Source organism: Streptomyces sp. NPDC051921 (assembly GCF_040680975.1).
Taxonomy (GTDB): Bacteria; Actinomycetota; Actinomycetes; order Streptomycetales; family Streptomycetaceae; genus Streptomyces.
In genome coordinates this window covers 227,914-249,867 of the sequence record NZ_JBFAXU010000009.1, presented here as the reverse complement: position 1 = coordinate 249,867, position 21,954 = coordinate 227,914, and the positions used below count along the sequence as shown (strand labels likewise).

Here is a 21,954-nt window from a genome sequence, read left to right as displayed (position 1 = left end):
GTACCGACCCTCGCGGGCTTTCCTCCGGGCGCTTCCTTCGTTTCCGACTCTATCAGATCTTTCCGATCCGATTTCCTCGGTGCTTTCCGGTCCCGAATTCTTGGCTTTCGCCTTTCGGGCCCTTCGGCGGGGTCAAACACTACCAGGCTTTTTCACTCCCCCCGACCACACCCCTCGCATGCAAGCACGCAGAGGTGTAGACCACTGGGGTTAGGATCTGGCTTGATAGGTGCTGCCGACCCACGACTCAACGTCGCGTTGGGGTCAGGCAGGAGTACGACAGTACATCCCTACGCCACCTGAGGCAAATCGTTTCCGGTAGTCCCTAGGTCCGCCAACTGGTACGTCTCGTGCGGAACCTGGACTTCCTATGACATAGGCTTCTGAACAGTACGCCGTCCAGGACAGGCAGTGACGGCGCCACACCATCTCCGCCCCTGGGAGGCTTCCCATGACATCCGTGACGTCGCCACTCGCTGGACGCGCCATCGGTCTCGCTGCTGTACCCGACCCCGTCTTCTCCGGTGCGATGGTCGGTCCCGGCACCGCCATCGACCCCGTGCGCGAGCCCTCCGAGGCCGTCTCGCCCGTCGACGGCGTCGTCGTCTCTCTCCACCCGCACGCTTTCGTCGTCGTCGACGCCGAAGGTCACGGCGTGCTGACCCATCTCGGGATCGACACCGTTCAGCTGAACGGTCAGGGCTTCGAGCTCCTCGTGAACAAGGGCGACACCGTGACGCGCGGACAGGCCGTCGTGCGCTGGAACCCCGCCGAGGTCGAGGCCGCCGGCAAGTCCCCCATCTGTCCGATCGTGGCCCTGGAGGCCACCGCGGACGCCCTCTCCGATGTCCTCGACGCCCAGGACGTCAAGGCCGGCGACGTGCTCTTCTCCTGGAGCTGACCGCCGGTCCGTCCTTCGCGACGGGCTCGATGACGACATTTCAACGCGGCGGTTCCGGCCGCCGCTCTAGCGGAGACGGGTGAGATGGAGACAACGCTGCGAGGCGTCGGCGTCAGCCACGGGGTGGCGATCGGCGAGGTCCGGCACATGGGCACGGCGGTTCTCGAGCCGCCGGCGAAGCAGATTCCCGCCGAAGAGGCGGAGCGCGAACAGGGGCGCGCCCGCCAAGCTGTGGAGGCTGTGGCCGCGGACCTGATCGCCCGGGGCAACCTCGCCGGTGGCGAGGCCCAGGCGGTGCTGGAGGCCCAGGCGATGATCGCTCAGGACCCCGAGCTCATCGCCGACGTCGACCGCCGGATCGTGGTGGGCAGCACGGCCGAGCGCGGTATCTACGACGCGTTCTCGCACTACCGGGAGCTGCTCGCGGGCGCCGGTGAGTACATGGCGGGCCGGGTGGCCGACCTGGACGACGTGCGCAACAGGATCGTGGCGCGGCTGCTGGGTGTGCCGATGCCGGGCGTGCCGGACAGCGACGAGCCGTACGTGCTGATCGCGCGGGACCTGGCGCCGGCCGACACGGCGCTGCTCGACCCGTCGCTGGTGCTCGGCTTCGTGACCGAGGAAGGCGGGCCGACCAGCCACAGCGCGATCCTCGCGCGGGCGCTGGGCGTGCCGGCCGTGGTGGCTCTGCCGGGTGCCGGCGAGCTGGCCGAGGGCACGGTCATCGCGGTGGACGGTTCCACGGGTGAGATCTTCGTGGAGCCGAGCGAGGAGAAGAAGGCGGCGCTGACCCGGGCCGCCGAGCAGCGGAAGGCGGCGCTGTCCGCTTCCAGTGGTCCGGGGGCGACCTCGGACGGGCACAAGGTGCCGCTGCTCGCGAACGTGGGCGGTCCGGCGGACGTCCCGGCGGCGGTCGAGGCCGGTGCCGAGGGCGTGGGCCTGTTCCGTACGGAGTTCCTCTTCCTGGACGACAGCAAGCGGGCTCCGTCCGAGGAGAAGCAGATCGAGGCGTACCGCAAGGTGCTGGAGGCCTTCCCCGAGGGCCGTGTGGTCGTGCGGGTGCTGGATGCGGGTGCGGACAAGCCGCTGGACTTCCTGACGCCGGCGGACGAGCCGAACCCGGCGCTGGGCGTGCGGGGTCTGCGGACGCTGCTGGACCACCCGGAGGTGCTGCGGACGCAGCTGACGGCGCTGGCGAAGGCCGCCGAGGGTCTGCCGGTGTACCTGGAGGTCATGGCGCCGATGGTGGCCGACCGCACGGATGCGAAGGCGTTCGCCGACGCGTGCCGTGAGGCGGGGCTGCGGGCGAAGTTCGGTGCGATGGTGGAGATTCCGTCCGCCGCGCTCCGGGCGCGTTCGATCCTGCAGGAGGTCGAGTTCCTGTCGCTGGGCACGAACGACCTGGCGCAGTACACCTTCGCCGCCGACCGTCAGGTGGGTGCGGTGTCGCGCTTGCAGGATCCGTGGCAGCCGGCGCTGCTGGACCTGGTGGCGCTGTCCGCCGAGTCGGCCAAGGCCGAGGGCAAGAGCTGCGGTGTCTGTGGTGAGGCCGCGTCGGATCCGCTGCTGGCGTGTGTGCTGACGGGTCTGGGGGTGACCTCCCTGTCGATGGGTGCGGCGTCGATCCCGTATGTGCGGGCGACGCTGGCCAAGTACACGCTGGCGCAGTGCGAGCGTGCGGCCGCGGCGGCGCGTGCGGCGGACACCGCGCACGACGCGAGGATGGCGGCGCAGGCGGTACTGTCCGGGGAGTGATCCCCGGTCGGCGGCCCGTGGGCCGTCGCCGTTCGGTGTCGAAGGGGCTTCCCGCCGGTGTGGCGGGGAGCCCCTTCGGCGTCAGTGGGGGTGGGGGGCGTCGGGGGGCCCGAGGGGGAATCCGGCGCGGTAGTCGACGTGGGGTTCGGGGGCGATGGGTTCGCCGGTGCGGGCGTCGGTGCAGTAGGCGTCGAAGACCTCGGCCTCGGTGAGGGGGCGGAGGTGTCCGCCGTGCAGGCGCCAGCCGTGGAGGCGGTCGGGGGTGCCGGGGGTGGTGGTGCGCAGGACGACGCCGCCGGGGGTGTTGAGGGCGAGGCCGGCGGCGAGGACGGTGACGAACTCGGCGCCTTGGGAGCTGTCGAGCCGGGCGGGGCCCGTGGCGTCGCGAACGGCGTGGAGGGTGGCGAGGAGCTGTTCGTCCGCTGCGGGGACGCTGCAGACGAGGTGGTGGGTGCCGGGTCCTGCGGCCTCGAGGAGGCGGAGCAGGAGGTGGGAGGCGTGGTCGAAGGAGGCGCGGCCGATGTCCTGGCCGCAGTCCGCGCAGGTGCCCGCGTCGGTGAGCAGCATCGTGGCGTACTCCCAGGTGGCGCGGCGGACGGCGGTGTCGACGAGGGTGGGGACGAGGGTGCTGAGGGGCTGTCCGGTGTAGGTGACGCGGGCGCCGGTGGCGGCCCGCTCGGCGGTGTAGCGGCTGCGGCTGGTGGGGCGGTCCGGGTCGAGTCCGGTGTCGGCGCAGTAGTCGGCGTACTCCTCGGGGTCGAAGAGGGCGACGGTGGTGTGGCCGCCGTGGGCGGCGAGGGTCTTGAGGAGCTCTTCGACGTGGTGGAGGTAGCGGCCGTGGTCGTCGAAGGCGAAGGTCGCGTACTGCCGCATGGCGGCGAAGTCCTCCTCGTCGGCGAGGAGGGCGACGGTGTCGGCCACTTCGCGGCGCAGGGCGCGGCGCAGTGTGGTGGTGGTGTGGTGCGTGGTCATGTCTCCCCCTGAGCGCTGTCGATCAGTGCTCACTCACCGTAACCGTGGGGACTGACAGTGACGGTCGCGTGGGCTGGTCGACGCGGTCGCGGATGACGCGGTGCTGGGCGGCGCCGGCGGCGACGAGGGCGAGGCCGAGGAGTGGCCAGGCGAGGGGGCCCGCGGTCATGACGCCGGTGACGAGGAGGGGTCCGGCGAAGCGCTGGCCGGACTGGGCGAGTCCGTGGACGCCGAGGTATGCGCCCTGGGCGTCGGCGGGGGCGAGGGCGACGGAGAGTTCCCAGGAGGCGGTGGCGTGGATGATCTCGGCGAAGGTGAGCGCCACGACGGCGACGACGAGGGCGCTGATGGCGAGGGTGCGGCCGCCGGCCGCGGAGGCGGCGAGGGCGAGGGTGCCGATGACGAAGAGTCCGGCGAGCGGGACGAGCAGGCGACGGGCGGCCCGGGTGGTGGCGCCGTAGCGGGAGAGGGGGACCTGGAAGAGGACGACCAGGACGGTGTTGAGGACCAGGAGCAGGGGGGCGAGGCCGACGGGTGCGGCGGTGGCGTGCACGATCCAGAGGGGGACGGCGACCTGGAGGATCGTGTCGTCGAGGAAGAGGGCGGCCTCGGTGGCGGTGTAGGCGAGGAAGGTGCGGTCGCGCCAGGGGTTGGCGGGCCTGGCCTTGGGGGTGTCGTCCGCGGTGGCGGCGACGCGGGAGGGGGCGGGCGGCTCGTCGCAGCGCAGGGTGAGGGCGGCGATGACGACGTAGGTGAGGACGTTGCCGACGAGGAGGAGGCCGTAGGCGCGGGTGCTGCCGGTGGCGAGCGCGGCGGCGGCGCCGAGTCCGCCGATGGACCAGCCGATGTTGACGGTGGTGCGCTGGATGGCCTGGTAGCGGACGCGGTCGGGGCCGGCGAGGCGGGCGGCGTAGAGCTTGATGAGGACGCTGCCGGCGCGGTCGGGGAGGGCACCGAGGGCGGAGTAGAGGGTGAGGAGGAGGAAGTTGTCGGTGGTGAGGAGGGCGAGGAGGGCGGCGCCGCGCATGAGTTGGGCGCCGACGATGACGCGGACGAGCGGGAAGCGGTCGGCGAGGGCTCCGGCGAGCGGGGCGCCGGCGATGCCGACGCCGCCGGAGACCGTCATGAGGAGGCCGACCTGGCCGAGGCCGAGTCCGGAGACGTAGGTGAAGTAGAGGGCGGTGCAGCCGGCCCACAGGCCGGTTCCGGTCTTGTCGATGATGCTGACGAGGAGCATGCGGCGGCCGTCGCGACCGCCGGGTATGCGGTCGAGAGCGGTGCGGTGCCATGAATCGGTGCGGCTCACTCGGTTCCCCCTTGACGCGAGTTTTGTATTGGTACATAGTTCAGTACGTGGCAACACAATATTCGATCAATGGGACGACGGCCAAGGGGATTGCCGCGTCCGTCGAGCGCGGGGTCACCGAGGGCGAGCTCGCCCCGGGCGACGCGCTGCCTCCCGTGCGGCGGCTCGCCGACGAGCTCGGCATCAGTCCGGGCACCGTCGCGACGGCGTACAAGGAACTGCGGCAGCGCGGCCTGGTGGTCACGCGCGGCCGGGGCGGGACCGTGGTGGCGGAGGCCCCGTCGGTGGCCTCCCGGCGCCCGCCCCGGGTGCCGCCGGGAGTCGTCGACCTGGCCACCGGCCTCCCGGACCCCGCGTTCCTGCCGGTGCTCCGACCCCCCGCCGAGGTGCGCCCGACCTACGGCTCGCACCGCGCCGCCCCGCGGCTCACGGCGCTCGAGGAGCTGACGCGTGCCTGGTTCGCGCGCGACGGCGTGCCGGCGGAGCGGGTCACGTTCGCGCACGGGGCGCTCGACTGCATCGCGCGGCTGCTCTCCGTCGAACTGCGGCCCGGGGACGCCGTCGCCGTGGAGGATCCCGGCTTCCACCACCTCCTGGACCTCGTACCGGCCCTGGGGCTGCGCATGGTTCCGGTGACCGTGGACCGCGAGGGGATCGTCCCCGACGCCCTGCGGGCGGCGCTGCGTGCAGGGGTGCGGGCGGTGGTCTGCACCCCGCGGGCCCAGTGCCCCACAGGGGCGTCCTTCTCGCCCGCGCGCCGGGACGAGCTGGTAACGCTGCTACGGGAGTTCCCCGAGGTGCTGGTCGTCGAGGACGACTACAACGTGGAGTTCACCGGCGACGTGGCGCCCACCCTCAGTGCCGCGGGTCTCGACCGCTGGGCCCAGGTGCGGACCGTCTCCAAGCGACTGGGGGTCGACCTGCGGTGGGCCGCGGTCGCCGGTGACCCGGTGACCCTGGCCCGGCACGACGGGCGCATGGTGATGACGTCCGGGTGGGTCAGCCACATCCTGCAGGAGACGGTCGTCGGCCTGCTCTCCGACCCGGCGGTCACCCGACTCGTGGCCGCCGGCGAGGCCGCGTACACGGAACGGCGGCAGGCGCTGACCGCCGCGCTCGGCTCGTACAGCATCCGCTCCCTCGGGGAGGCCGGCCTGAACGTGTGGGTGCCGGTGCGCGACGAGTCGGCGGTGGTCAACGGGCTGCGGACACTGGGCTGGTGGGTGGCGGCGGGCGCCCGCTTCCGGATCGCCGCGCCCACGGCCGTACGGATCACGACGTCGACGCTCGTCCCTGCGGATGCGGGACGGCTGGCGGCGGACTTCGCGGCGGTGCTCGGCGACGCGCAGGCGACGTACGGCGGTTGAGGGCGGGGCCCGGCCGACCGGCCGCCGGACCGGCCGACGGCCGGGCCGCGGACCGGTCGGGTGCTCCTCGGCGTCAGTCCTCGGCGGTGGTCGGGAGCCATTCGTAGCGCCGGGTGCCGGGGACGTGGCCGCACAGCAGGATGTAGCCCTCGGGGCTGAAGGCGACGGACAGGTCACGGTCGGCCGCGCACGGGCTGAACGGCGCCGGGCCCGCGGGGTCGGCGGGTCCCCGTTCCGCGTCGGCGGGCACGGTACGGATGGGCGAGGCGGTCGCGCCGGCCGGGCCGGACTCCCCCGGCCCGCCGCCGGTCAGGGCCGTCGCAACGGCGGCCGCGGCGCCGACCGTGAGGACCGCCGCGGTGGCGGCGAGCGCCCGCCGCGGCAGGCGCCGGCGCCGCGACGGCGCGTCGCCGAGCTGGTCGGGCACGAGGAAGGGCTCGCCGTCCCAGAGCACCGGCCATCGCTCGGGCCCGAGGGCGTGCCGCGCGGCGGCGACGACGTCGCGGGCGGCCGCGGCCGTCGGCCGCTGTCGGGGCCGCTCGGCGGTCATGGCGGCGACGAGAGGGGCCGGAGCGCCGAGGTCGCGCAGGACGAGTCCGGCGGCGTAGACGTCCTGGGCGGGGGAGCTGTCCGCCCCGGCGCGGACCTCGGGGGCGAGGTAGTCCGGGGTGCCGGCGACGAACGCGGGCGCGGTGAGCCGCAGGTGGGGCAGGACGCGCGCCCCCCCGAAGTCGGCGAGGTAGGCGTGCGGACGCTCCGCTCCGGAGGCGGAGAGGAGCACGTTCGACGGCTTGACGTCCCGGTGGACGAGGCCGCCCAGGTGCACGGCGGCGAGCGCGTCCAGGAGTTGTTCGGCGATCAGCAGGCCGACGGCGGGCGGGAGTGCGCCGTAGTCGGCGACGAGGCCGGCGAGGGTGCCGCCGCGGACCAGCGGCAGCACCAGCCAGGCCTCGCCGTCGCGGACGAACCAGTCCGCGGGGGCGAGGACGTGGGGGTGGCCGATCCGTACCGACTGCTCGCACACCAGCCTGAGCAGCGACTCGACGTCGGCGCCACCGGAGACCTTCACGGCCACGTCCGCGCCGTCGCGCGTGTCCACGGCCCGCCAGACCGTGCCCTGCGCGCCGCGCGCGACGGGCGCGACCAGCCGGTAGCGGTCGGCGAGCATCCCCCCTGCTTCCATGCGCCGCAGCGTACCGGCGCACCTCCTCCGCGACGCCCCCCGCGTCGCGGCGTCACATGCTGGCGACGGTGAGGATCACGTCGTTGCCCGAGGTGGCGATGCTGACCGAGCTCTTGTCCGAGGTGGCGGTGAAGACGCCGGCGATGTCCACCACGGTGTAGCCCGCGCCTTCGAGGGCCTTGCGGTAGGAGGCGATGAAGCCCTTCGGGTCGTCCGAGCGGTACGCGAGCATGTACGCGCCCTTGTCGCCGGTCACGGACGTGAGCTTCCCGCCGTCCGGCAGGGGCAGTCCGGCCGGGAGGTCGTCGGGCACCTTGACGTCGCCGGTGGTGCCGGGGGCTTCGGAGGGGGCGCCGGAGTCGGTCGCGCTCGGCGCGGCCGAGGTGGTGGCGGGCTTGTCGGAGCCCTTGGAGTCCGGGTCGGTCCCGCAGGCGGTGAGGCCGAGGCCGGCGAGCAGGACGACGGCGACGAGCGAAGTGGCGCGGTTCCAGGACATGGTGACATCCCGTCAGTCGGATGAGAGGTGATCGTTCCTTCGAACGGGAGATTGACACATGAAAACTTCCTTTGACAAGTGTCAACTCGGCTCCTACCGTGCAGGTATGGACCACGCCACGACGATGCGCAATCAAGAGCTCCAGCGCCAGTGGTACGGAGCTCCGCTCGGCGAACTGTGCCGGGACCTGTGCGGCCTGTTCAAAGTGACCCAGTCCGGGCTCGCCGAGGTCCTCGGCGTCTCCCCGGCCATGCTCAGCCTCGTGATGCGCGGGCAGCGCGCCCGGATCGCGAACCCCGACGCCGCCGCGCGCCTGTCGGCGGTGCTCCACCTCGCCCACGACGTGCGCGCGGGCGCCGTCCCGCCCGGGTCGGTGACCGACGCGCTGGCGGCGATCCGGGCCAACCGGACCCCCGGGCAGGACTCGCTCGGCGCGGCCGTCACACAGCCGTCCCCCTCCGGCGAACCGGAAGGGGACGGCGATCTGCGTTTCGCGCGGCGCCTGCGGGACCTGCTCAACGCGCGGGCCGGCGCCGTGGAGATCCTGGACGCGGCCGCGCTCCTCGACGGCCGGCACCCGGGGCTCGCCGAGATCCTGCGCACGTGCGGCGCAGGGCGGACGGACGAGGCCGTGAGCCTGGTCCGCCGCCTCGCCGGCCGCCCGTAGGACGGGGGCGTCAGGCCTTGCGGCGTTCCGCCGCGAGCTCCTCGTAGAAGCGCAGCAGGTCGATGTCGTCGACCGAGCCCGGATTGACCGCCTTGGCCATCGGGGTGCCCTGGAGGAGGCGCTTGACCGGGACCTCGATGCGCTTGCCGGTCAGGGTGTGCGGGACCGCCGGCACCTCGATGATCTCGTCGGGCACGTGGCGCGGCGAGAGCTCGCTGCGGATCGTGCCCTTGATGCGGCCGATCAGCTCCTCGTCCAGCGTGGCGCCTTCGACGAGGTGCACGAAGAGCGGCATCCAGTAGCCGCCGTCCGGCTCCTCGAGGCCGATGACGAGGGACTCGCGGATCTCCGGAAGGCGTTCCACGGCCTCGTAGATGTCGGCGCTCCCCATACGGACGCCCTGACGGTTCAGGGTGGAGTCGGAGCGGCCGTGGATGACGACCGAGCCGTGGTCGGTGATGGTGATCCAGTCACCGTGCCGCCAGACCCCGGGGAACATCTCGAAGTAGCTGTCGCGGTAGCGGCTGCCGTCCGGGTCGTTCCAGAAGTGGATCGGCATGGACGGCATGGGGTTGGTGACGACGAGCTCGCCGACCTCGCCGATGAGCGGCTTGCCCGAGGGGTCCCAGGACTGCAGGTCGGTGCCGAGGCCGGCGGCCTGGAGCTCGCCGATGTGGACCGGGAGCGTGGGGACGGCTCCGGCGAAGCAGGAGCAGACGTCGGTGCCGCCGCTGACGGAGGCGATCCACAGGTCCTCGCGGACCTCGTCGTGCAGCCAGCGGAAGCCGTCGGGCGGCAGCGGGGAGCCGGTGGTGGCCACGCACTTCACCCGGGACAGGTCGAAGTCACGGCCGGGATGGACGTCGGCCTTGGCGCAGGCCATGACGTACGCGGCGGAGGTGCCGTAGAGGGTGGCGCCGGTGCGCTCGGCGACCCGCCACTGGGCGCCGGTGTCGGGGTAGCCGGGGCTGCCGTCGTAGAGGACGACGGTGGTACCGGTGAGCAGGCCGGAGACGAGGAAGTTCCACATCATCCAGCCGGTGGAGGTGTACCAGAAGAACACGTCCTCGGGGCCGAGGTCGCAGTGCAGACCCAGCTGCTTGACGTGCTCGACGAGGATGCCGCCCTGGGACTGCACGATGGCCTTGGGCAGGCCGGTGGTGCCGGAGGAGTACAGCACCCACAGCGGGTGGGAGAACGGGACCTGCTCGAAGACGGGCTCGGTGTCGGCCGCGGTGAGCGCGGACCAGGCCAGGGCGCCGTCCGGGGTGGCCGTGCCGAGCAGCGGGATGTGCACGACGGCGCGCAGCGAGGGCAGTTCGGCCCGCAGCTCGGCGACGGTGTCGCGGCGGTCGTGCTCCTTGCCGCCGTAGCGGTAGCCGTCGACGGTGAACAGGACGACCGGCTCGACCTGCTGGAAGCGGTCGAGGACGCTGCGGGCGCCGAAGTCGGGGGCGCAGGAGGTCCAGACGGCACCCACGGCGGCGGTCGCCAGGAGCGCGACGACGGCCTCGGGGATGTTGGGCAGGTAGCCGCTGACGCGGTCGCCGGGCCGGACCCCGAGGCGGCGGAGTTCGTCGGCGAGGGAGCCGACCTGGCGACGGAGCTCGGCCCAGCTGATCGGGGTCGGCTCATGTGTCTCGTCCACATGGAGCAGTGCCGTGTCGTGGGGGCGTTCCTCGGCGGCGCGCAGCGCGTGCTCGGCGTAGTTGAGGGTGGCCCCCGGGAACCAGTCGGCGCCGGGCATGGAGCGGTCCCCCAGGACCCGCTCGTAGGGGGTGGCGAAGCGGAGGTCGAACCACTCGGCGACGGCTCCCCAGAAGGCTTCGAGGTTCTCGACGGACCAGTGGTGCAGGGCCTCGTAGCCGCCGTCGGCGGGGGCTCCGTGGCGCTCGGCCGCCCAGGCCTGGAAGCGGGTGACGGCGGCCGCGGCGATGCGGGCCTCGTCAGGCTGCCAAAGCGGCTCGGTCTGGGCTGATGTCATGGGTCGGCTCCCTGGCTGTACGCGGGGTCTGCGTGTGTCTCGCGCACGTGCGGGGGTGTGCGCGTGACGCGGCTGACAGGGACGATGCCATGTGATCCTCTTTCGCACCAGGGTTCCCCGCCCATGGTCGGGCAGCTGAATATGTGCTCCCACCACGGGTGAACGACAGTTGAACGAACCCCGCACGGCCTCACTCGGATGGCAGGGTGAGCTGCATGGACGGTCGTGAGCTGGTGCGCTCGGTGAAGGTGCTGGGTTCGGTGCAGGGGTTGCGGGCGGTGCGGTCGGCGTGGCGGCAGCGCCGTACCGACGCGCGGGCGCTGCCGCCGAGAGGGGCGGAGCGGGCTCGGGTTCCGGGTCCGGTGGGCGAGGTGGAACCGCTGCCGGGCGGCGGGATCGTCCGGTTCGCCCGTTCCGAGCTGCGGATCTCGGTGTCGGCGGGCGGCACCGTCTTCTGGGGCTGGGACGGGGCCGGTCCGCTGCCCTCGTACGCGCTGGCCGGCGAGCCGCCCGAGCCCGATCAGCGGGCCGTCCTGGAGCCGGACACGGACGGCGGCTGGCGGGTGGTGTCGGAGCGTGTCACGGTCGCGGTGTCGCGGCACGGGGCCGTGGAGGTGCGCACCCCGGGCGGGGTGGTGCTGCGCCGGGACCTGCCGCCGCGCTGGTGGGAGCCGGTAGGGGGCGGAGAGGCGCGCTGGGTGCAGCGCAGCGAGGTGCCGGCGGACGCCCGGTTCTTCGGCCTGGGCGGCCGTTCCTCGGGGCCGCGGCTGCGGGACGGCGCGTACCGCCTGTGGAACACCGATCCCCAGGGGAGCTTCGCGCCCGGCGACGATCCGCTGTACATCACCATGCCGGTGCAGCTGGTGGTGGCGGACGCGGGCACGCATCTGGCCTTCCACGACAACTCCTGGGACGGGCGGGTCGTCCTCGCCGAGGGCGAGGAGGGCGCCGGGTCCGGGCACGACCGGCCGGGGACCAGCGAGGTGCGGATGGACGGCGGTCCGCTGCGCTGCTGGGTGGTGGTCGGCACCCCCGCGCGCGTGCTGCACGGCTGGGCGGCGCTGACCGGCGCGCCCGCGCTGCCGCCGGGGTGGGCCCTCGGGCCGCAGCACGCGCGCTGGGGCTTCGGCAGCGAGCGCGAGGTGCGGCGGGTGGTGGACGGCTACCGGGAGCGGGGGCTGCCGCTGTCCGTGCTGCACCTGGACATCGACCACTACGACGGGCACCGGGTCTTCACCGTGGACCGGGAGGGGTTCCCCGACCTTCCGGGCCTCGCGGCGGAGCTGCGCGGGCGCGGGGTGCGACTGGTGTCGATCGTGGACCCGGCGGTGAAGGCGGAGCCGGGGAACGAGGTCTACGAGGGCGGCCGTGCCGTCGGGGCGTTCGTCCGGGACGACCGTGGCGAGGAGGTGCACGGGGTGGTGTGGCCCGGCGAGTGCGCCTATCCGGACTTCACCGATCCGCAGGCGCGGAAGTGGTGGGGGACCCTGTACGAGGAGCGGCTGCGGCAGGGCTTCTCCGGGGTGTGGCACGACATGAACGAGCCGGTGTCCTTCGCCCCCTTCGGTGACCAGACGCTGCCCCGCTCGGCCCGGCACGGTCTGGAGGGCCGCGGCGGGGACCACCGCGAGGCGCACAACGTGTACGGGCTCACGATGGCCCGCGCCGGGTACGAGGGGCTGCGCGCGCTGCGGCCCGAGGAGCGGCCCTTCCTGTTCTCCCGGTCCGGATGGGCGGGGATGCAGCGGTACGGCGGGACGTGGTCGGGCGACGTGTCCACGGGCTGGCCGGGGCTGCGGGCCTCGCTGGCCCTGGTCCTCGGGCTCGGCCTGTGCGGGGTGCCGTACTCGGGGCCCGACGTGGGCGGTTTCGACGGGAGCCCGTCACCCGAGCTGTTCCTGCGCTGGTACCAGTTGGGCGCGTGGCTGCCGCTGTTCCGTACGCACGCGGCGATCGACGCGGGGCGGCGCGAGCCGTGGGAGTTCGGGCCGGAGGTCCTGGAGCACGCGCGCGTGGCGCTGGCCGAACGGGAGCGGCTGCGGCCGTACTTCGTGACCCTGTCCCGGCTCGCGCGGATGACGGGGGCGCCCTACGTGCGCCCGGTGTGGTGGGGCACGCCGGAGGACCGGGCGCTGCGGGACTGCGAGGACGCCTTCCTGCTGGGCGACTCGCTCCTGGTCGCCCCGGTGCTCTCGCGCGGCGCGGACCGGCGGGCCGTCCGGCTGCCGCGCGGGCGCTGGTACGACACGGCGACCGGGCAGCCGTACGACGGGCCCGGGCAGGTGCTCCTCGACGCGCCGCTGTCGCGCGTGCCGGTGCTCGCCCGGGCGGGCGCGGTCATCCCGGTGCGGGGCGAGGACGACCGGGAACCGGCCCTGGAGGTGTGGGCACCGGCCCCGGGACGGACGGGCGGCGGTCTGGTGGTGCGGGACACCGGGGACGGCTGGGAGCCGGCGGAGATCGAGCGCTACCAGTCGCGGCTCGTCGACGGGCGGGTCGTGGTGGAGCGGGTGACGGACGAGGGCGTGAGGGAGGCGGAGCCGGCGGTACGGGTGCGGGGGCTCGTGGGGTGATCGGATCCGATGCCGGATCCGGGACCTCTCACCCGTAATCCCCCGCGAAGAACCGTCGCACCGCCTCCGTGTGCAGCGGGAACGCCAGTTCCTCCGGTCCGTGCAGCAGGTGGTGGCCGCTCGTCTCGTCGGTGGCGGTGGGGGGCGGGAGGTCGGCGGCCGGGCGGGCCGGGAGGAGGCCGAAGAGGAGGAGGTGGCCGGCCGGGGAGCTGAGGGCGTCGGCGAGCCGGACGTCGGCGGCGGTGGCCTCGATGCCGGTCTCCTCGCGCAGTTCGCGCGCCACCGCCTCCTGCCAGTCCTCGCCGAAGTCGATGAAGCCGCCGGGCAGGGCGACCCGGCCGGACTGCGGCGGGATGGTGCGGGTGATGACGACGAGGGCGGTGCCGCGGGCGTCGGTGACGGGCAGCAGGGCGACGGCGACCGGCAGCGGGTTGCGGTAGGCGGTGGTGCCGCAGGCCGTACAGGTGCGGGGCCATCCGGCGTCGGCAGCGTGGCGGGCGCCGCAGGACGAGCAGTGGGAGTGCGGTGAGGAGTCGGTCACGAGCCGACCGTATGCGATCACCCTTTCCCGCCGCTGCCGTACCTGATAGACGGTCACCATGACAGGACCGAAGCGACTGACACGACGTGCCTCCCTTCTCCGCGGCCTGGGCGCGCTGGCCGCCGCCGCACTGCTCGGCTGGACGGCCGCCGTCCCCTCGGCCAGTGCCGCCGGCGTCGCCGGCCGCGGGCCGGAGCCGAAGGCGCCGCGGGAGTTCGTTGCCCTCGACCGGGTGGACCGGACGATCCTTCAGGAGATGCGCTACACCACGGAGCACAACTTCGTGGGCGAACGGATCGACGGGTACCGCCAGCCGGTGTGCATCCTGACCCGGCCGGCCGCCGAGGCCTTGCACCGCGCCCAGGTGAAACTGCTGGCCCGGGGCTACACCCTGAAGGTGTACGACTGTTACCGGCCCCAGCGGGCGGTGGACCACTTCGTGCGCTGGGCGAAGGACCTGGCGGACGAGCGGATGAAGCGGGAGTTCTATCCGCTGGTCGACAAGTCGCGTCTGTTCGCGGACGGTTACATCGCGGAGAAGTCCGGGCACAGCCGGGGCTCGACGGTGGACCTGACGGTCGTGCGGCTGCCGGCCCTGCCCACGCGCCCGTATGTGCCGGGCGAGCCGCAGGTGGAGTGCTTCAGGCCCCAGGCCGAGCGCTTCCCGGACAACTCCGTCGACATGGGCACCGGCTTCGACTGCTTCGACACGCTCTCGCACACCGACGACCCGCGGATCGGGGGCGAACAGCGGGCCCACCGCGATCTGCTCCGGGGCGCGCTCGTCGAGCAGGGATTCGTCAACCTGCCCGAGGAGTGGTGGCACTTCACCTTCAAGCCGGAGCCGTTCCCGGCCACCTTCTTCGACTTCCCCGTGGCGCGGAGGTCGGTGGCCGGGCACTGACGTCTTCCCCCGCCGGGCCCTCCGTGCCAGACTTCTGACACATCGTCAGATCTTGGGAGGGGCGACGGATGGCACGGACGCGCAGGCCGGTGGTGGCCGGCTGGTTCACCGACTGCCCCGACGCGGCGGTCCCCGGCTGCGGGTTCCGGCTCCTGGGCACCCGCTGCACGGCCTGCGCGTCGGTCTTCTTCCCCCGCGAGGACGACTGGTGCCGCAATCCGCGCTGCCCCGGCGGGGGCGAACTGGCCGAGACGCCGCTGTCCGACCGGGGCACGGTCTGGTCGTACACCGACGGCCGCTACCGCCCGCCCGCGCCGTACGTCTCCGATCCGGACGTGCCCTGGGAGCCGTACACGCTCGTCGCGGTGGAGCTGGCCGCCGAGGCCATGGTGGTGCTCGGGCAGGCCGCTCCGGGTGTGCGGACGTCGGATCTGACGATCGGCGCGGAGGTGGAGCTGGTGCCGGGCGTGCTGAACGAGGACGCCGAGCACGTCTGGACCACCTGGCACTGGCGGCCGGTCGCGGAGAGGGGTGGGGCATGACCGACGTCGCCGTCCTCGGCGCGGGGATGCACCCGTGGGGCAAGTGGGGCCGCCCGTTCGTCTCGTACGGCACGGCGGCCGCCCGGGCCGCGCTCGCCGACGCGGGGCTCGACTGGCCGGACGTGGGGTCGATCGTCGGCGCGGACACGGTGCGCGGCGGCTATCCCGGATACGTGGCGGGCGCCACCTTCGCCCAGGCGCTGGGCTGGCAGGGCGCCCGGGTCACCAGCGTCTACGCGGCCTGCGCCTCCGGCGCGCAGGCCATCGGCACCGCCCGGGCACAGATCCTCGCCGGCCTCGCGGACGTGGTCCTGGTGGTGGGCGCGGACGCGGCACCGAAGGGTTTCTTCGCCCCGGCGGGCGGCGACCGCCCGGACGATCCGGACTGGCTGCGCTTCCGGGTGCTCGGGGCGACCAATCCCGCCTACTTCGCGCTCTACGCCCGCCGCCGGATGGCCCTGTACGGGGACACGCCGGAGGATTTCGCCCAGGTGAAGGTGAAGAACGCGGCGGCCGGCGCGCTCAATCCGCTGGCCCGCTACCGCAAGCCGGTGACCGCTGGGGAGGTGGCCGCCTCCGCGGTCGTCGCCGATCCGCTGCGGCTGCTCGACATCTGCGCGACCTCCGACGGGGGCGCAGCGCTCGTCCTGTCGAGCATGGAGTTCGCCCGCCGGCACGGGCGCCCGGACCCGGTCCGCATCCGGGCGGTGTCCACGGTCACCCCGACGTACCCCAAGGCGGTCCTGGACCTGCCCGACATCGCGACGGACTCGGCCGCCGCGGTCTCCCCCGCACCGCACACGTTCCGGGCCTCGATCGCCCGCGCCGCCTACGAGGAGGCGGGGCTGGGCCCGGAGGACCTGGCACTGGCGGAGGTGTACGACCTGTCCACGGCCCTGGAGCTGGAGTGGTACGAGGACATCGGCCTGTGCGGGCAGGGCGAGGGCGCGAAGCTGGTGCGGGACGGGGTGACGGCGCTGGGCGGGCGGGTCCCGGTCAACGCGAGCGGCGGTCTCGCCTCGTTCGGGGAGGCGGTGCCGGCGCAGGCGATCGCGCAGGTCTGCGAGTTGACCTGGCAGCTGCGGGGCTCGGCCGGCGACCGGCAGGTGCCGGGTGCGCGGGCCGGCATCACCGCCAACCAGGGCCTGTTCGGCCATGGTTCGGCCGTGGTGGCGGTGCGCTGACCCCGGGGGCACCTGCTCAGGACGGCAGCGCGCCGAGCTGGCGCAGCTGCGTGAGGACGTCGACGACGCCACGGATCTCCGCGATGCGCCCTCCGGCGAAGCGGAAGATGAAGATCTCGCTGTAGCGGACGGTCCTTCCGGTGGGCGGCACGCCCTGGTACGCGCCCAGGTGGGTCCCGGTCACCGTGTTCCGGGCGACGACCTTGTCGCCCTCCGCGATCGTCTCCTCGACGGCCACGTGGAGGTCGGGGTAGGCGCGCAGCAGCACCGCCCACACGCGTTTCAGGGCCGCCGCGCCCGTCAGGCCCGTCGGCACCGGCGCGTGGAAGACCACGTCGGGTGCGACGAGCTCGTCGATGAACCTCTCGACGGCGTGCGGGTCGCCGCTGTTCGTGGCGGAGTGGAACCGTTCCAGCTTCGCCTTGTTGCTGATCGCCTCGGTTGCCGACATGCGGGTCTCCTCTGCTCCGTGCCGGACGGTGTGTCAGCAGGAGGACGAGACGGCGGCCGGGAATGTGACGTGCGCCGGGGAGGCGGGGCGGGCCGCCTCCCCGGCTCAGGTGGCGACGGGCGCCGGTCCGTGCCCGGCGAGCACCAGGGCGTGCTCGACGACGGCCACGAGGACGTTCTTGACCGACTCGCGGTCGCGGGCGTCGCACATGAGCAGTTCGACCCCGGGGTCGAGGTCGAGGGCGCCGCGGACGGTCTCCGGCGGGTAGCGGCGGGCGCCCTCGAAACAGTTGACGGCGACGGTGAAGGGGATGCCGCGCCGCTCGAAGTAGTCGATGGCGGCGAAGCTGTCCTCCAGGCGCCGGGTGTCGGCGAGCACGACCGCGCCGAGGGCGCCCTGGGCGAGCTCGTCCCACAGGAACCAGAAGCGGTCCTGTCCCGGAGTGCCGAAGAGGTACAGGACGAGGTCCTCGCGGAGCGTGATCCGGCCGAAGTCCATGGCGACGGTGGTCGTCGACTTGGACTCGACGCCGTGCAGGTCGTCGACCGGCCGGCCGGCCTCGCTGAGGATCTCCTCCGTACGCAGCGGCCGGATCTCGCTCACCGCACCGACCAGCGTGGTCTTGCCGACCCCGAAGCCGCCCGCGACCAGAATCTTCAGGGTCACCGGCTCGACCGGCGGCTGCTTGCGGCTGGAGCTAGAGCGCCCGAAGGCCATTGATCACCTCGCGAAGGATGCTCACGTCCGGCAGCTCGGCCGGCGGAACGGGGCGGGTCACGTGCACGAGCTCGTCGTCGACGAGGTCGCCGACCAGGACCCGAACCACCCCGACGGGGAGGTCGAGTCCCGCGGCGAGCTCGGCGATCGACTGCGGCTGCTCGGAGCAGCGTTCGACGATCTCCACGTGCTCGGGGGACAGCGTCTGGTCGCGGCCGGGGTCGTCGGCGGCCGGTTCGGGCACCACCACCGCGATGAGGTCGAGCCGGTGGCGGGTCGCGGCGCTGGTGCGGCCGCGGGTCATCGCATAGGGGCGGACCACCGGGCCCGCCTCGTCGTCGAACCAGTGGCCGACCGCGTCCTCGTGGGACTGGTCTGCGTCGGTCATGCCGTCCCCCTTACTCATCCTCCGTTGGGCAGCCCGGTCCTGGGCGCCGTGGCGAGATGCGCTCCGACGCGCTTCACCATCAGGGTCATCTCGTAGGCGACCTGACCGACGTCCGAGTCGGCGTCGGCGAGAACGGCCAGGCAGCTGCCGTCTCCGGCGGCCGTGACGAAGAGGAAGGCGTCCTCCAGCTCGACCACGGTCTGCCGGACCCGGCCGGCCTCGAAGTGCCGGCCCACGCCCTTGGCCAGGCTGTGGAAGCCGGAGGCGACGGCGGCGAGGTGCTCGCCGTCCTCGCGCGAGAGGTCCTGCGAGGCGCCGGTGGGCAGGCCGTCGCTGGAGAGCACCAGGGCCTTGCGGATGGAGCCGACCCGCTGGACCAGCTCGTCGAGGAGCCAGTTCAGCTCTCCGTTGCCGTGGGCGGAGCTGTGGGTTGCTGCGGCGTTCGGTGCGGTCATCGACCGTCCCCCTCGGGTGTCGTTCCTGGTGCTGTCGTTTCGGCGTTCTGCCGCCGGCCGCGCTGCCAGCCGCGCTGCATGGACGCCATGCGGCTGCGCACCTCTTCGGCGTCGCGCTCGAAGGAGTCGGACTCGGTGGCAGGGGATCCGGCCGTGGCGGCCGGCTGGTCGTCGGGGCGCCCGTCGGTGGCGCGCAGCTGTGGCGCGAGGCTGGCCTGCCGGACGCGGCGGGGCAGCCCGCCGAACGGGGCCGGGCCGTCCGGCGGTACGGGGACGAGGGTGGGCCCGGGCCGTACGCGGGCCAGCTCCATGGTGTCGTCGGCGCCGGAACCGGCGGCGGGCTGCCCGGACCCGGCGTCGGCGCGGAGGCCGGACCGGGCGTCCGGCCGGGAGCCGTTGCGCGCACCGTTGCGGGGCTCGTCCTCGTCGGACGGACCGCCGGCCGGGTGGGCGCGGCCCGCCTCGTCGACGCGCCGGCCGTGGTCGACGACGAGTGTCGGCGGGCGGCGGCGGGGCAGCGGGACGGGCGCCGCGGGCGTGTCGTCGTCCCCGGGGCCGCCGGAGCGATCGGGGGTCTGCTGGTGCTGGTCGCCGCGGCGGCGGTGCTCGCGCGCCCGGAACAGGCCGCCGCGCTCGCTCTCGGTGTCGAGGAGGTCGGCCGCGCCGCTCAGGAGATCGTCGAAGCCCTCGCCGAGCGGGGCTTCGAGCTCGACGGGGCCGTCGAGGCCCGCGTCGCGCACCTGGGTGAGGGCGGGGCGGCGGCCCGGCAGCCCCTCGGGGCCGGAGACGCCCTTGCGGTCGGCGTCGTTGCGGTCCAGGTTCTTCCGGTCGAGGCGGAAGCCCGCGCCCTGGGTCTCGGGCGCGTCGGTGAGCAGGGCGGCCGGGATGAACACGACAGCCGTGGTGCCCCCGTACGGCGAGGGCTGCAGCGAGACGCGGACGTTCTGGCGCTGGGCGAGGCGGCTGACCACGAACAGGCCGAGGCGGTCGGTGTCGGAGAGCTCGAACTCGGGGGTCTCGGCGAGCCGGAGGTTGGCGTCGAGGAGGGCGTCCGGGTTCATGCCGAGGCCGCGGTCGTGGATCTCCAGGGTGAAGCCGTTGGCGACGCGCTCGCCGAGCACCTGGACGGCGGTGTGCGGCGGCGAGAACACGGTGGCGTTCTCGAGGAGTTCGGCGATCAGGTGGGTGAGGTCGGCGACGGCGGGGCCGCCGACGCCGAGGCGGGGCAGTCGGCGGACCTCGATGCGCTCGTAGTCCTCGACCTCGGCGACGGCGGCGCGGACGACGTCCATGAGCTGGACGGGCTTGCGCCACTGACGGGAGGGGGCGGCGCCGGAGAGGATCACCAGGCCCTCGGCGTGACGGCGCATGCGGGTGGTGAGGTGGTCGAGCCGGAACAGGTCGGCGAGCTCGTCGGTGTCCTCGGTGCGCCGCTCCATGGTGTCGAGGAGGGTGAGCTGGCGGTGCAGCAGGACCTGATTGCGGCGGGCGAGGTTGACGAAGACCTCGGCGACGCCGCGGCGCATGTCGGCCTGCTTGACGGCGGCCTCGACGGCGGCCCGCTGGAGGGTGTTGAGGGCCTGGCCGACCTGGCCGACCTCGTCGTCCTCGTAGCGGAGGTGGGGCACCTCGGTCTCGACGTCGACGTGTTCACCGGCGGCGAGGCGGCGCATGACGCTGGGCAGGCGGACGCCGGAGACCTCCTGGGCCTCCTTGCGCAGCCGGCGCAGGTCGCGGACGAGCTCGCGGCCGACGCGGACGGAGACGATCACGGAGACGAGCAGGGCGACGAAGCCGAGGACGCCGGCGACGCCGGCCTTGAGCAGGACGCTGTAGGCGGCGGGCTGGACGCGCTCCTGGTAGCGGTCGCCGGCCGCGGTGTTCTCGCGGGCGAGTTCGTCGAGGACGGGGCTCGCCTGCTCCTGCCAGCGTTCGGCGGTGACGGCGCGGGGGTTCTCGGTGGCGCCCGCGGCCATGAGCGCCTCCTCCGACCTGCGCAGGGGGGCGGTCTCGGCGCCGGCCCAGTACTTCTCGAAGCGGTCGCGCTCCGAGCCGGGCAGGATCTCCAGGTTGCTCTCGTAGTAGACCTTGCGGCCCGCGACGAGGTCGCCGATCGTGCGGATCTCCTCGGCGGTGACGCGCTCGGCGAGGAGCGCGGAGACGACGAGGGCGTCCTCGCGGGAGAAGAGCTCGCGGGCGCGGGTGACGCCGACGAGGGCGCGGCCCTGCTTGTCCATCTCGACGTTCTCCAGCGCGTGGAGGCTCAGCAGGAAGCCGTAGCAGGGGTCCACGAGCCGGCTGTAGAAGTCGAGGGCCTGCATGCGGCCGATGCTGCGGTTCTCGACGGAACGGCGCAGTGAGGAGAGGCCGTCGAGGGCGTCCAGGAGGCTGTTGAGCCGCTGGGCGGTCACGGGGTTCATGTCGCCGCGGACGCCGGGCTCCGCGGCGTTGCGCCGGATCAGCGCGATCTGCCGGTCGGTGGCCTCGCGTTGCACGCGCAGCTTGGTCAGGGCCTCGGCGGCGCGGGGGTCGGCGAGGTAGACGAGGGACTGGCGGCGTTCCTTCTGGATGACGCGCGCGGTGTCCTCGATGGGATAGCCGATCCTGTCGACGATGTAGGCGACGTCGAGGAGTTGGGCGGCCTCACGGCCGGTGAGGACCGTGGCGAAACCCCACAGGCCGGTCAGTGAGACGAGCGGCACCAGGAGCAACGCCACGATCTTCCTGCGGATGGACTTCCCGCGAAAGCGCATGGCCTCCCCCAGCTCGGCCCCCGCCGCCACGGAGGTCTCTCACGTCGGCACGCCTCGGCGTCAACACGAAGCGTCAATCTTCATCTTCAACAAACGGCGGCGTGAGCCTACTACTGCATCACAGCCATCTCGAAGACGCGTCCGGGCGATTTTCAGCCGGTCGAGTGAGTGTTGATCATGAGATGTCCCGGTATTCGGGGAGTTGGGTTCCGGCAGTGTGGCGTAGGACACCTGACAGTCCAGCATTTCACGCCCTCGAAAGGGTGTCTGACAGATGGCTGGAACTGTTCGTTCCGCTCGTGGGCGTGGGGAACCCCGGCGAAACCTTTTCCCTCCGTCGTACGTCATTCTGTACCGGGGAGGGTTGTGTCCGCGTAAAGCGACGCAAGACGGGCAGCAGCCACCTTGGAGACGTCGGTGGTGGGGAGAGACAGCGCGATGGAACACGAGGCGCGACCGGTGCGGCAGTTGTGGGTGGATGACGAGAAGGGCCGGCGGCGGATGCCCGACCCGGTCCGCAGGGCGGCGGTGCGGGCGTTGCTGCTGACCTCGGTGACGATGATTCAGGGGATGGTCGCCTTCTTCTGTTCGATCACCGGGTCGTGGCTGGCGTTCCCCGTGACCCTCACGGCGGTGGCCAGCACCGTGGTGGCGACCTGGAGCGTGCTCGACGTGTGGATCACGCGTCAGGTGTGGCGCCAGCGCAACGGGGTGGTGTCGAAGCCGAGCAGCGCGGCCCGCGTGCCGCGCGCCGAGAAGCGCCGCGAGGACCGGGCGCCGCTCACGGAAGCCGCCTGACGCGCGGCACGAGGAAA

The 21,954-nt window shown here is 73.3% G+C and carries 20 protein-coding genes; 9 read left to right on the top strand and 11 right to left on the bottom strand.

Annotation, left to right across the window (positions count from 1 at the left end; translation table 11 throughout):
- Positions 1-451 precede the first annotated feature (451 nt).
- A complete protein-coding gene (locus AB0M16_RS15165) occupies positions 452-901 on the top strand; it encodes a PTS glucose transporter subunit IIA (RefSeq protein WP_365342775.1) in 450 nt (149 codons plus the stop codon).
- Between the two features lie 84 nt (positions 902-985).
- Positions 986-2,656, top strand: a complete 1,671-nt coding sequence (gene ptsP / locus AB0M16_RS15160) for a phosphoenolpyruvate--protein phosphotransferase (RefSeq protein WP_365342773.1) — start codon at positions 986-988, stop codon at positions 2,654-2,656.
- 81 nt (positions 2,657-2,737) lie between these two features.
- Here the strand turns inward: ptsP and AB0M16_RS15155 are convergent, their stop codons facing one another.
- Both AB0M16_RS15155 and AB0M16_RS15150 read right to left on the bottom strand, forming a co-directional pair.
- Positions 2,738-3,628, bottom strand: a complete 891-nt coding sequence (locus AB0M16_RS15155; protein ID WP_365342771.1) for a hypothetical protein — start codon at positions 3,626-3,628, stop codon at positions 2,738-2,740.
- Positions 3,629-3,650: 22 nt separating this feature from the next.
- Entirely contained in the window at positions 3,651-4,934 is a 1,284-nt protein-coding gene (locus AB0M16_RS15150) for an MFS transporter (protein ID WP_365342769.1), read from the bottom strand.
- A 47-nt stretch (positions 4,935-4,981) separates the two neighbouring features.
- Here AB0M16_RS15150 and AB0M16_RS15145 point away from each other — a divergent pair, with 47 nt between their 5' ends.
- A complete protein-coding gene (locus AB0M16_RS15145; RefSeq protein WP_365342767.1) occupies positions 4,982-6,301 on the top strand; it encodes an aminotransferase class I/II-fold pyridoxal phosphate-dependent enzyme in 1,320 nt (439 codons plus the stop codon).
- Positions 6,302-6,374: 73 nt separating this feature from the next.
- Here AB0M16_RS15145 and AB0M16_RS15140 read toward each other — a convergent pair whose 3' ends face one another.
- Both AB0M16_RS15140 and AB0M16_RS15135 read right to left on the bottom strand, forming a co-directional pair.
- Positions 6,375-7,484, bottom strand: a complete 1,110-nt coding sequence (locus AB0M16_RS15140) for a serine/threonine-protein kinase (RefSeq protein WP_365342765.1) — start codon at positions 7,482-7,484, stop codon at positions 6,375-6,377.
- A 52-nt stretch (positions 7,485-7,536) separates the two neighbouring features.
- Positions 7,537-7,980: a hypothetical protein gene (locus tag AB0M16_RS15135; RefSeq protein WP_365342762.1), complete on the bottom strand. Its 444-nt coding sequence runs from the start codon at positions 7,978-7,980 to the stop codon at positions 7,537-7,539.
- A gap of 106 nt (positions 7,981-8,086) precedes the next feature.
- Here AB0M16_RS15135 and AB0M16_RS15130 point away from each other — a divergent pair, with 106 nt between their 5' ends.
- Positions 8,087-8,647 (top strand): DNA-binding protein, encoded by a 561-nt coding sequence (locus AB0M16_RS15130; protein ID WP_365342760.1) that lies wholly within the window; start codon positions 8,087-8,089, stop codon positions 8,645-8,647.
- Positions 8,648-8,657: 10 nt separating this feature from the next.
- Here AB0M16_RS15130 and AB0M16_RS15125 read toward each other — a convergent pair whose 3' ends face one another.
- On the bottom strand, positions 8,658-10,631 hold the full coding sequence (locus AB0M16_RS15125) for an acetoacetate--CoA ligase (RefSeq protein ID WP_365342758.1): 1,974 nt from the start codon (positions 10,629-10,631) through the stop codon (positions 8,658-8,660).
- A 215-nt stretch (positions 10,632-10,846) separates the two neighbouring features.
- On the opposite strand from AB0M16_RS15125, the gene AB0M16_RS15120 reads away from it, so the two are divergent.
- Positions 10,847-13,204 (top strand): glycoside hydrolase family 31 protein, encoded by a 2,358-nt coding sequence (locus AB0M16_RS15120; protein WP_365342756.1) that lies wholly within the window; start codon positions 10,847-10,849, stop codon positions 13,202-13,204.
- A 28-nt stretch (positions 13,205-13,232) separates the two neighbouring features.
- Here the strand turns inward: AB0M16_RS15120 and AB0M16_RS15115 are convergent, their stop codons facing one another.
- The gene (locus AB0M16_RS15115; RefSeq protein WP_365342754.1) at positions 13,233-13,805 is read right to left on the bottom strand and encodes an NUDIX domain-containing protein; all 573 of its coding nucleotides are present in this window, start codon (positions 13,803-13,805) and stop codon (positions 13,233-13,235) included.
- A 16-nt stretch (positions 13,806-13,821) separates the two neighbouring features.
- Between AB0M16_RS15115 and AB0M16_RS15110 the strand changes: the two genes are divergently transcribed.
- From AB0M16_RS15110 to AB0M16_RS15100, 3 genes are all read left to right on the top strand, one after another.
- Complete coding sequence (locus tag AB0M16_RS15110) at positions 13,822-14,649, top strand: M15 family metallopeptidase (protein WP_365342797.1); 828 nt, start codon at positions 13,822-13,824, stop codon at positions 14,647-14,649.
- 68 nt (positions 14,650-14,717) lie between these two features.
- Positions 14,718-15,191 (top strand): zinc ribbon domain-containing protein, encoded by a 474-nt coding sequence (locus tag AB0M16_RS15105; protein WP_365342752.1) that lies wholly within the window; start codon positions 14,718-14,720, stop codon positions 15,189-15,191.
- Entirely contained in the window at positions 15,188-16,375 is a 1,188-nt protein-coding gene (locus tag AB0M16_RS15100; protein ID WP_365342750.1) for a lipid-transfer protein, read from the top strand. Before AB0M16_RS15105 ends, AB0M16_RS15100 begins: the two co-directional genes overlap by 4 nt.
- A 16-nt stretch (positions 16,376-16,391) precedes the next feature.
- On the opposite strand, the gene AB0M16_RS15095 is transcribed toward AB0M16_RS15100, so the two are convergent.
- The 5 genes from AB0M16_RS15095 to AB0M16_RS15075 all read right to left on the bottom strand — a co-directional run bounded on the left by AB0M16_RS15095 (position 16,392) and on the right by AB0M16_RS15075 (position 21,139).
- Positions 16,392-16,826: an ester cyclase gene (locus AB0M16_RS15095; protein WP_365342748.1), complete on the bottom strand. Its 435-nt coding sequence runs from the start codon at positions 16,824-16,826 to the stop codon at positions 16,392-16,394.
- A 105-nt stretch (positions 16,827-16,931) separates the two neighbouring features.
- Positions 16,932-17,543 carry an ATP/GTP-binding protein gene (locus AB0M16_RS15090; protein WP_365342746.1) on the bottom strand — a complete coding sequence of 204 codons (612 nt, stop codon included), beginning with the start codon at positions 17,541-17,543 and terminating at the stop codon, positions 16,932-16,934.
- Positions 17,524-17,931 (bottom strand): DUF742 domain-containing protein, encoded by a 408-nt coding sequence (locus tag AB0M16_RS15085; protein WP_365342744.1) that lies wholly within the window; start codon positions 17,929-17,931, stop codon positions 17,524-17,526. Before AB0M16_RS15085 ends, AB0M16_RS15090 begins: the two co-directional genes overlap by 20 nt.
- A 14-nt stretch (positions 17,932-17,945) precedes the next feature.
- Positions 17,946-18,386, bottom strand: a complete 441-nt coding sequence (locus AB0M16_RS15080; protein ID WP_365332472.1) for a roadblock/LC7 domain-containing protein — start codon at positions 18,384-18,386, stop codon at positions 17,946-17,948.
- The gene (locus AB0M16_RS15075) at positions 18,383-21,139 is read right to left on the bottom strand and encodes a nitrate- and nitrite sensing domain-containing protein (RefSeq protein WP_365342741.1); all 2,757 of its coding nucleotides are present in this window, start codon (positions 21,137-21,139) and stop codon (positions 18,383-18,385) included. Before AB0M16_RS15075 ends, AB0M16_RS15080 begins: the two co-directional genes overlap by 4 nt.
- 438 nt (positions 21,140-21,577) lie before the next feature.
- Here AB0M16_RS15075 and AB0M16_RS15070 point away from each other — a divergent pair, with 438 nt between their 5' ends.
- Positions 21,578-21,937, top strand: coding sequence for a hypothetical protein (locus AB0M16_RS15070; RefSeq protein WP_365342739.1), 360 nt, complete (start codon positions 21,578-21,580; stop codon positions 21,935-21,937).
- Positions 21,938-21,954: the final 17 nt, after the last annotated feature.

Coding starts and splice junctions, on each gene's coding strand:
- AB0M16_RS15165 (WP_365342775.1), top strand. CDS start 452: ATGACATCCGTGACGTCGCCACTCGCTGGACGCGCCATCGGTCTCGCT.
- ptsP (WP_365342773.1), top strand. CDS start 986: ATGGAGACAACGCTGCGAGGCGTCGGCGTCAGCCACGGGGTGGCGATC.
- AB0M16_RS15155 (WP_365342771.1), bottom strand. CDS start 3,628: ATGACCACGCACCACACCACCACCACACTGCGCCGCGCCCTGCGCCGC.
- AB0M16_RS15140 (WP_365342765.1), bottom strand. CDS start 7,484: ATGGAAGCAGGGGGGATGCTCGCCGACCGCTACCGGCTGGTCGCGCCC.
- AB0M16_RS15135 (WP_365342762.1), bottom strand. CDS start 7,980: ATGTCCTGGAACCGCGCCACTTCGCTCGTCGCCGTCGTCCTGCTCGCC.
- AB0M16_RS15130 (WP_365342760.1), top strand. CDS start 8,087: ATGGACCACGCCACGACGATGCGCAATCAAGAGCTCCAGCGCCAGTGG.
- AB0M16_RS15125 (WP_365342758.1), bottom strand. CDS start 10,631: ATGACATCAGCCCAGACCGAGCCGCTTTGGCAGCCTGACGAGGCCCGC.
- AB0M16_RS15120 (WP_365342756.1), top strand. CDS start 10,847: ATGGACGGTCGTGAGCTGGTGCGCTCGGTGAAGGTGCTGGGTTCGGTG.
- AB0M16_RS15115 (WP_365342754.1), bottom strand. CDS start 13,805: ATGGTGACCGTCTATCAGGTACGGCAGCGGCGGGAAAGGGTGATCGCA.
- AB0M16_RS15105 (WP_365342752.1), top strand. CDS start 14,718: ATGGCACGGACGCGCAGGCCGGTGGTGGCCGGCTGGTTCACCGACTGC.
- AB0M16_RS15100 (WP_365342750.1), top strand. CDS start 15,188: ATGACCGACGTCGCCGTCCTCGGCGCGGGGATGCACCCGTGGGGCAAG.
- AB0M16_RS15095 (WP_365342748.1), bottom strand. CDS start 16,826: ATGTCGGCAACCGAGGCGATCAGCAACAAGGCGAAGCTGGAACGGTTC.
- AB0M16_RS15090 (WP_365342746.1), bottom strand. CDS start 17,543: ATGGCCTTCGGGCGCTCTAGCTCCAGCCGCAAGCAGCCGCCGGTCGAG.
- AB0M16_RS15085 (WP_365342744.1), bottom strand. CDS start 17,931: ATGACCGACGCAGACCAGTCCCACGAGGACGCGGTCGGCCACTGGTTC.
- AB0M16_RS15080 (WP_365332472.1), bottom strand. CDS start 18,386: ATGACCGCACCGAACGCCGCAGCAACCCACAGCTCCGCCCACGGCAAC.
- AB0M16_RS15075 (WP_365342741.1), bottom strand. CDS start 21,139: ATGCGCTTTCGCGGGAAGTCCATCCGCAGGAAGATCGTGGCGTTGCTC.
- AB0M16_RS15070 (WP_365342739.1), top strand. CDS start 21,578: ATGGAACACGAGGCGCGACCGGTGCGGCAGTTGTGGGTGGATGACGAG.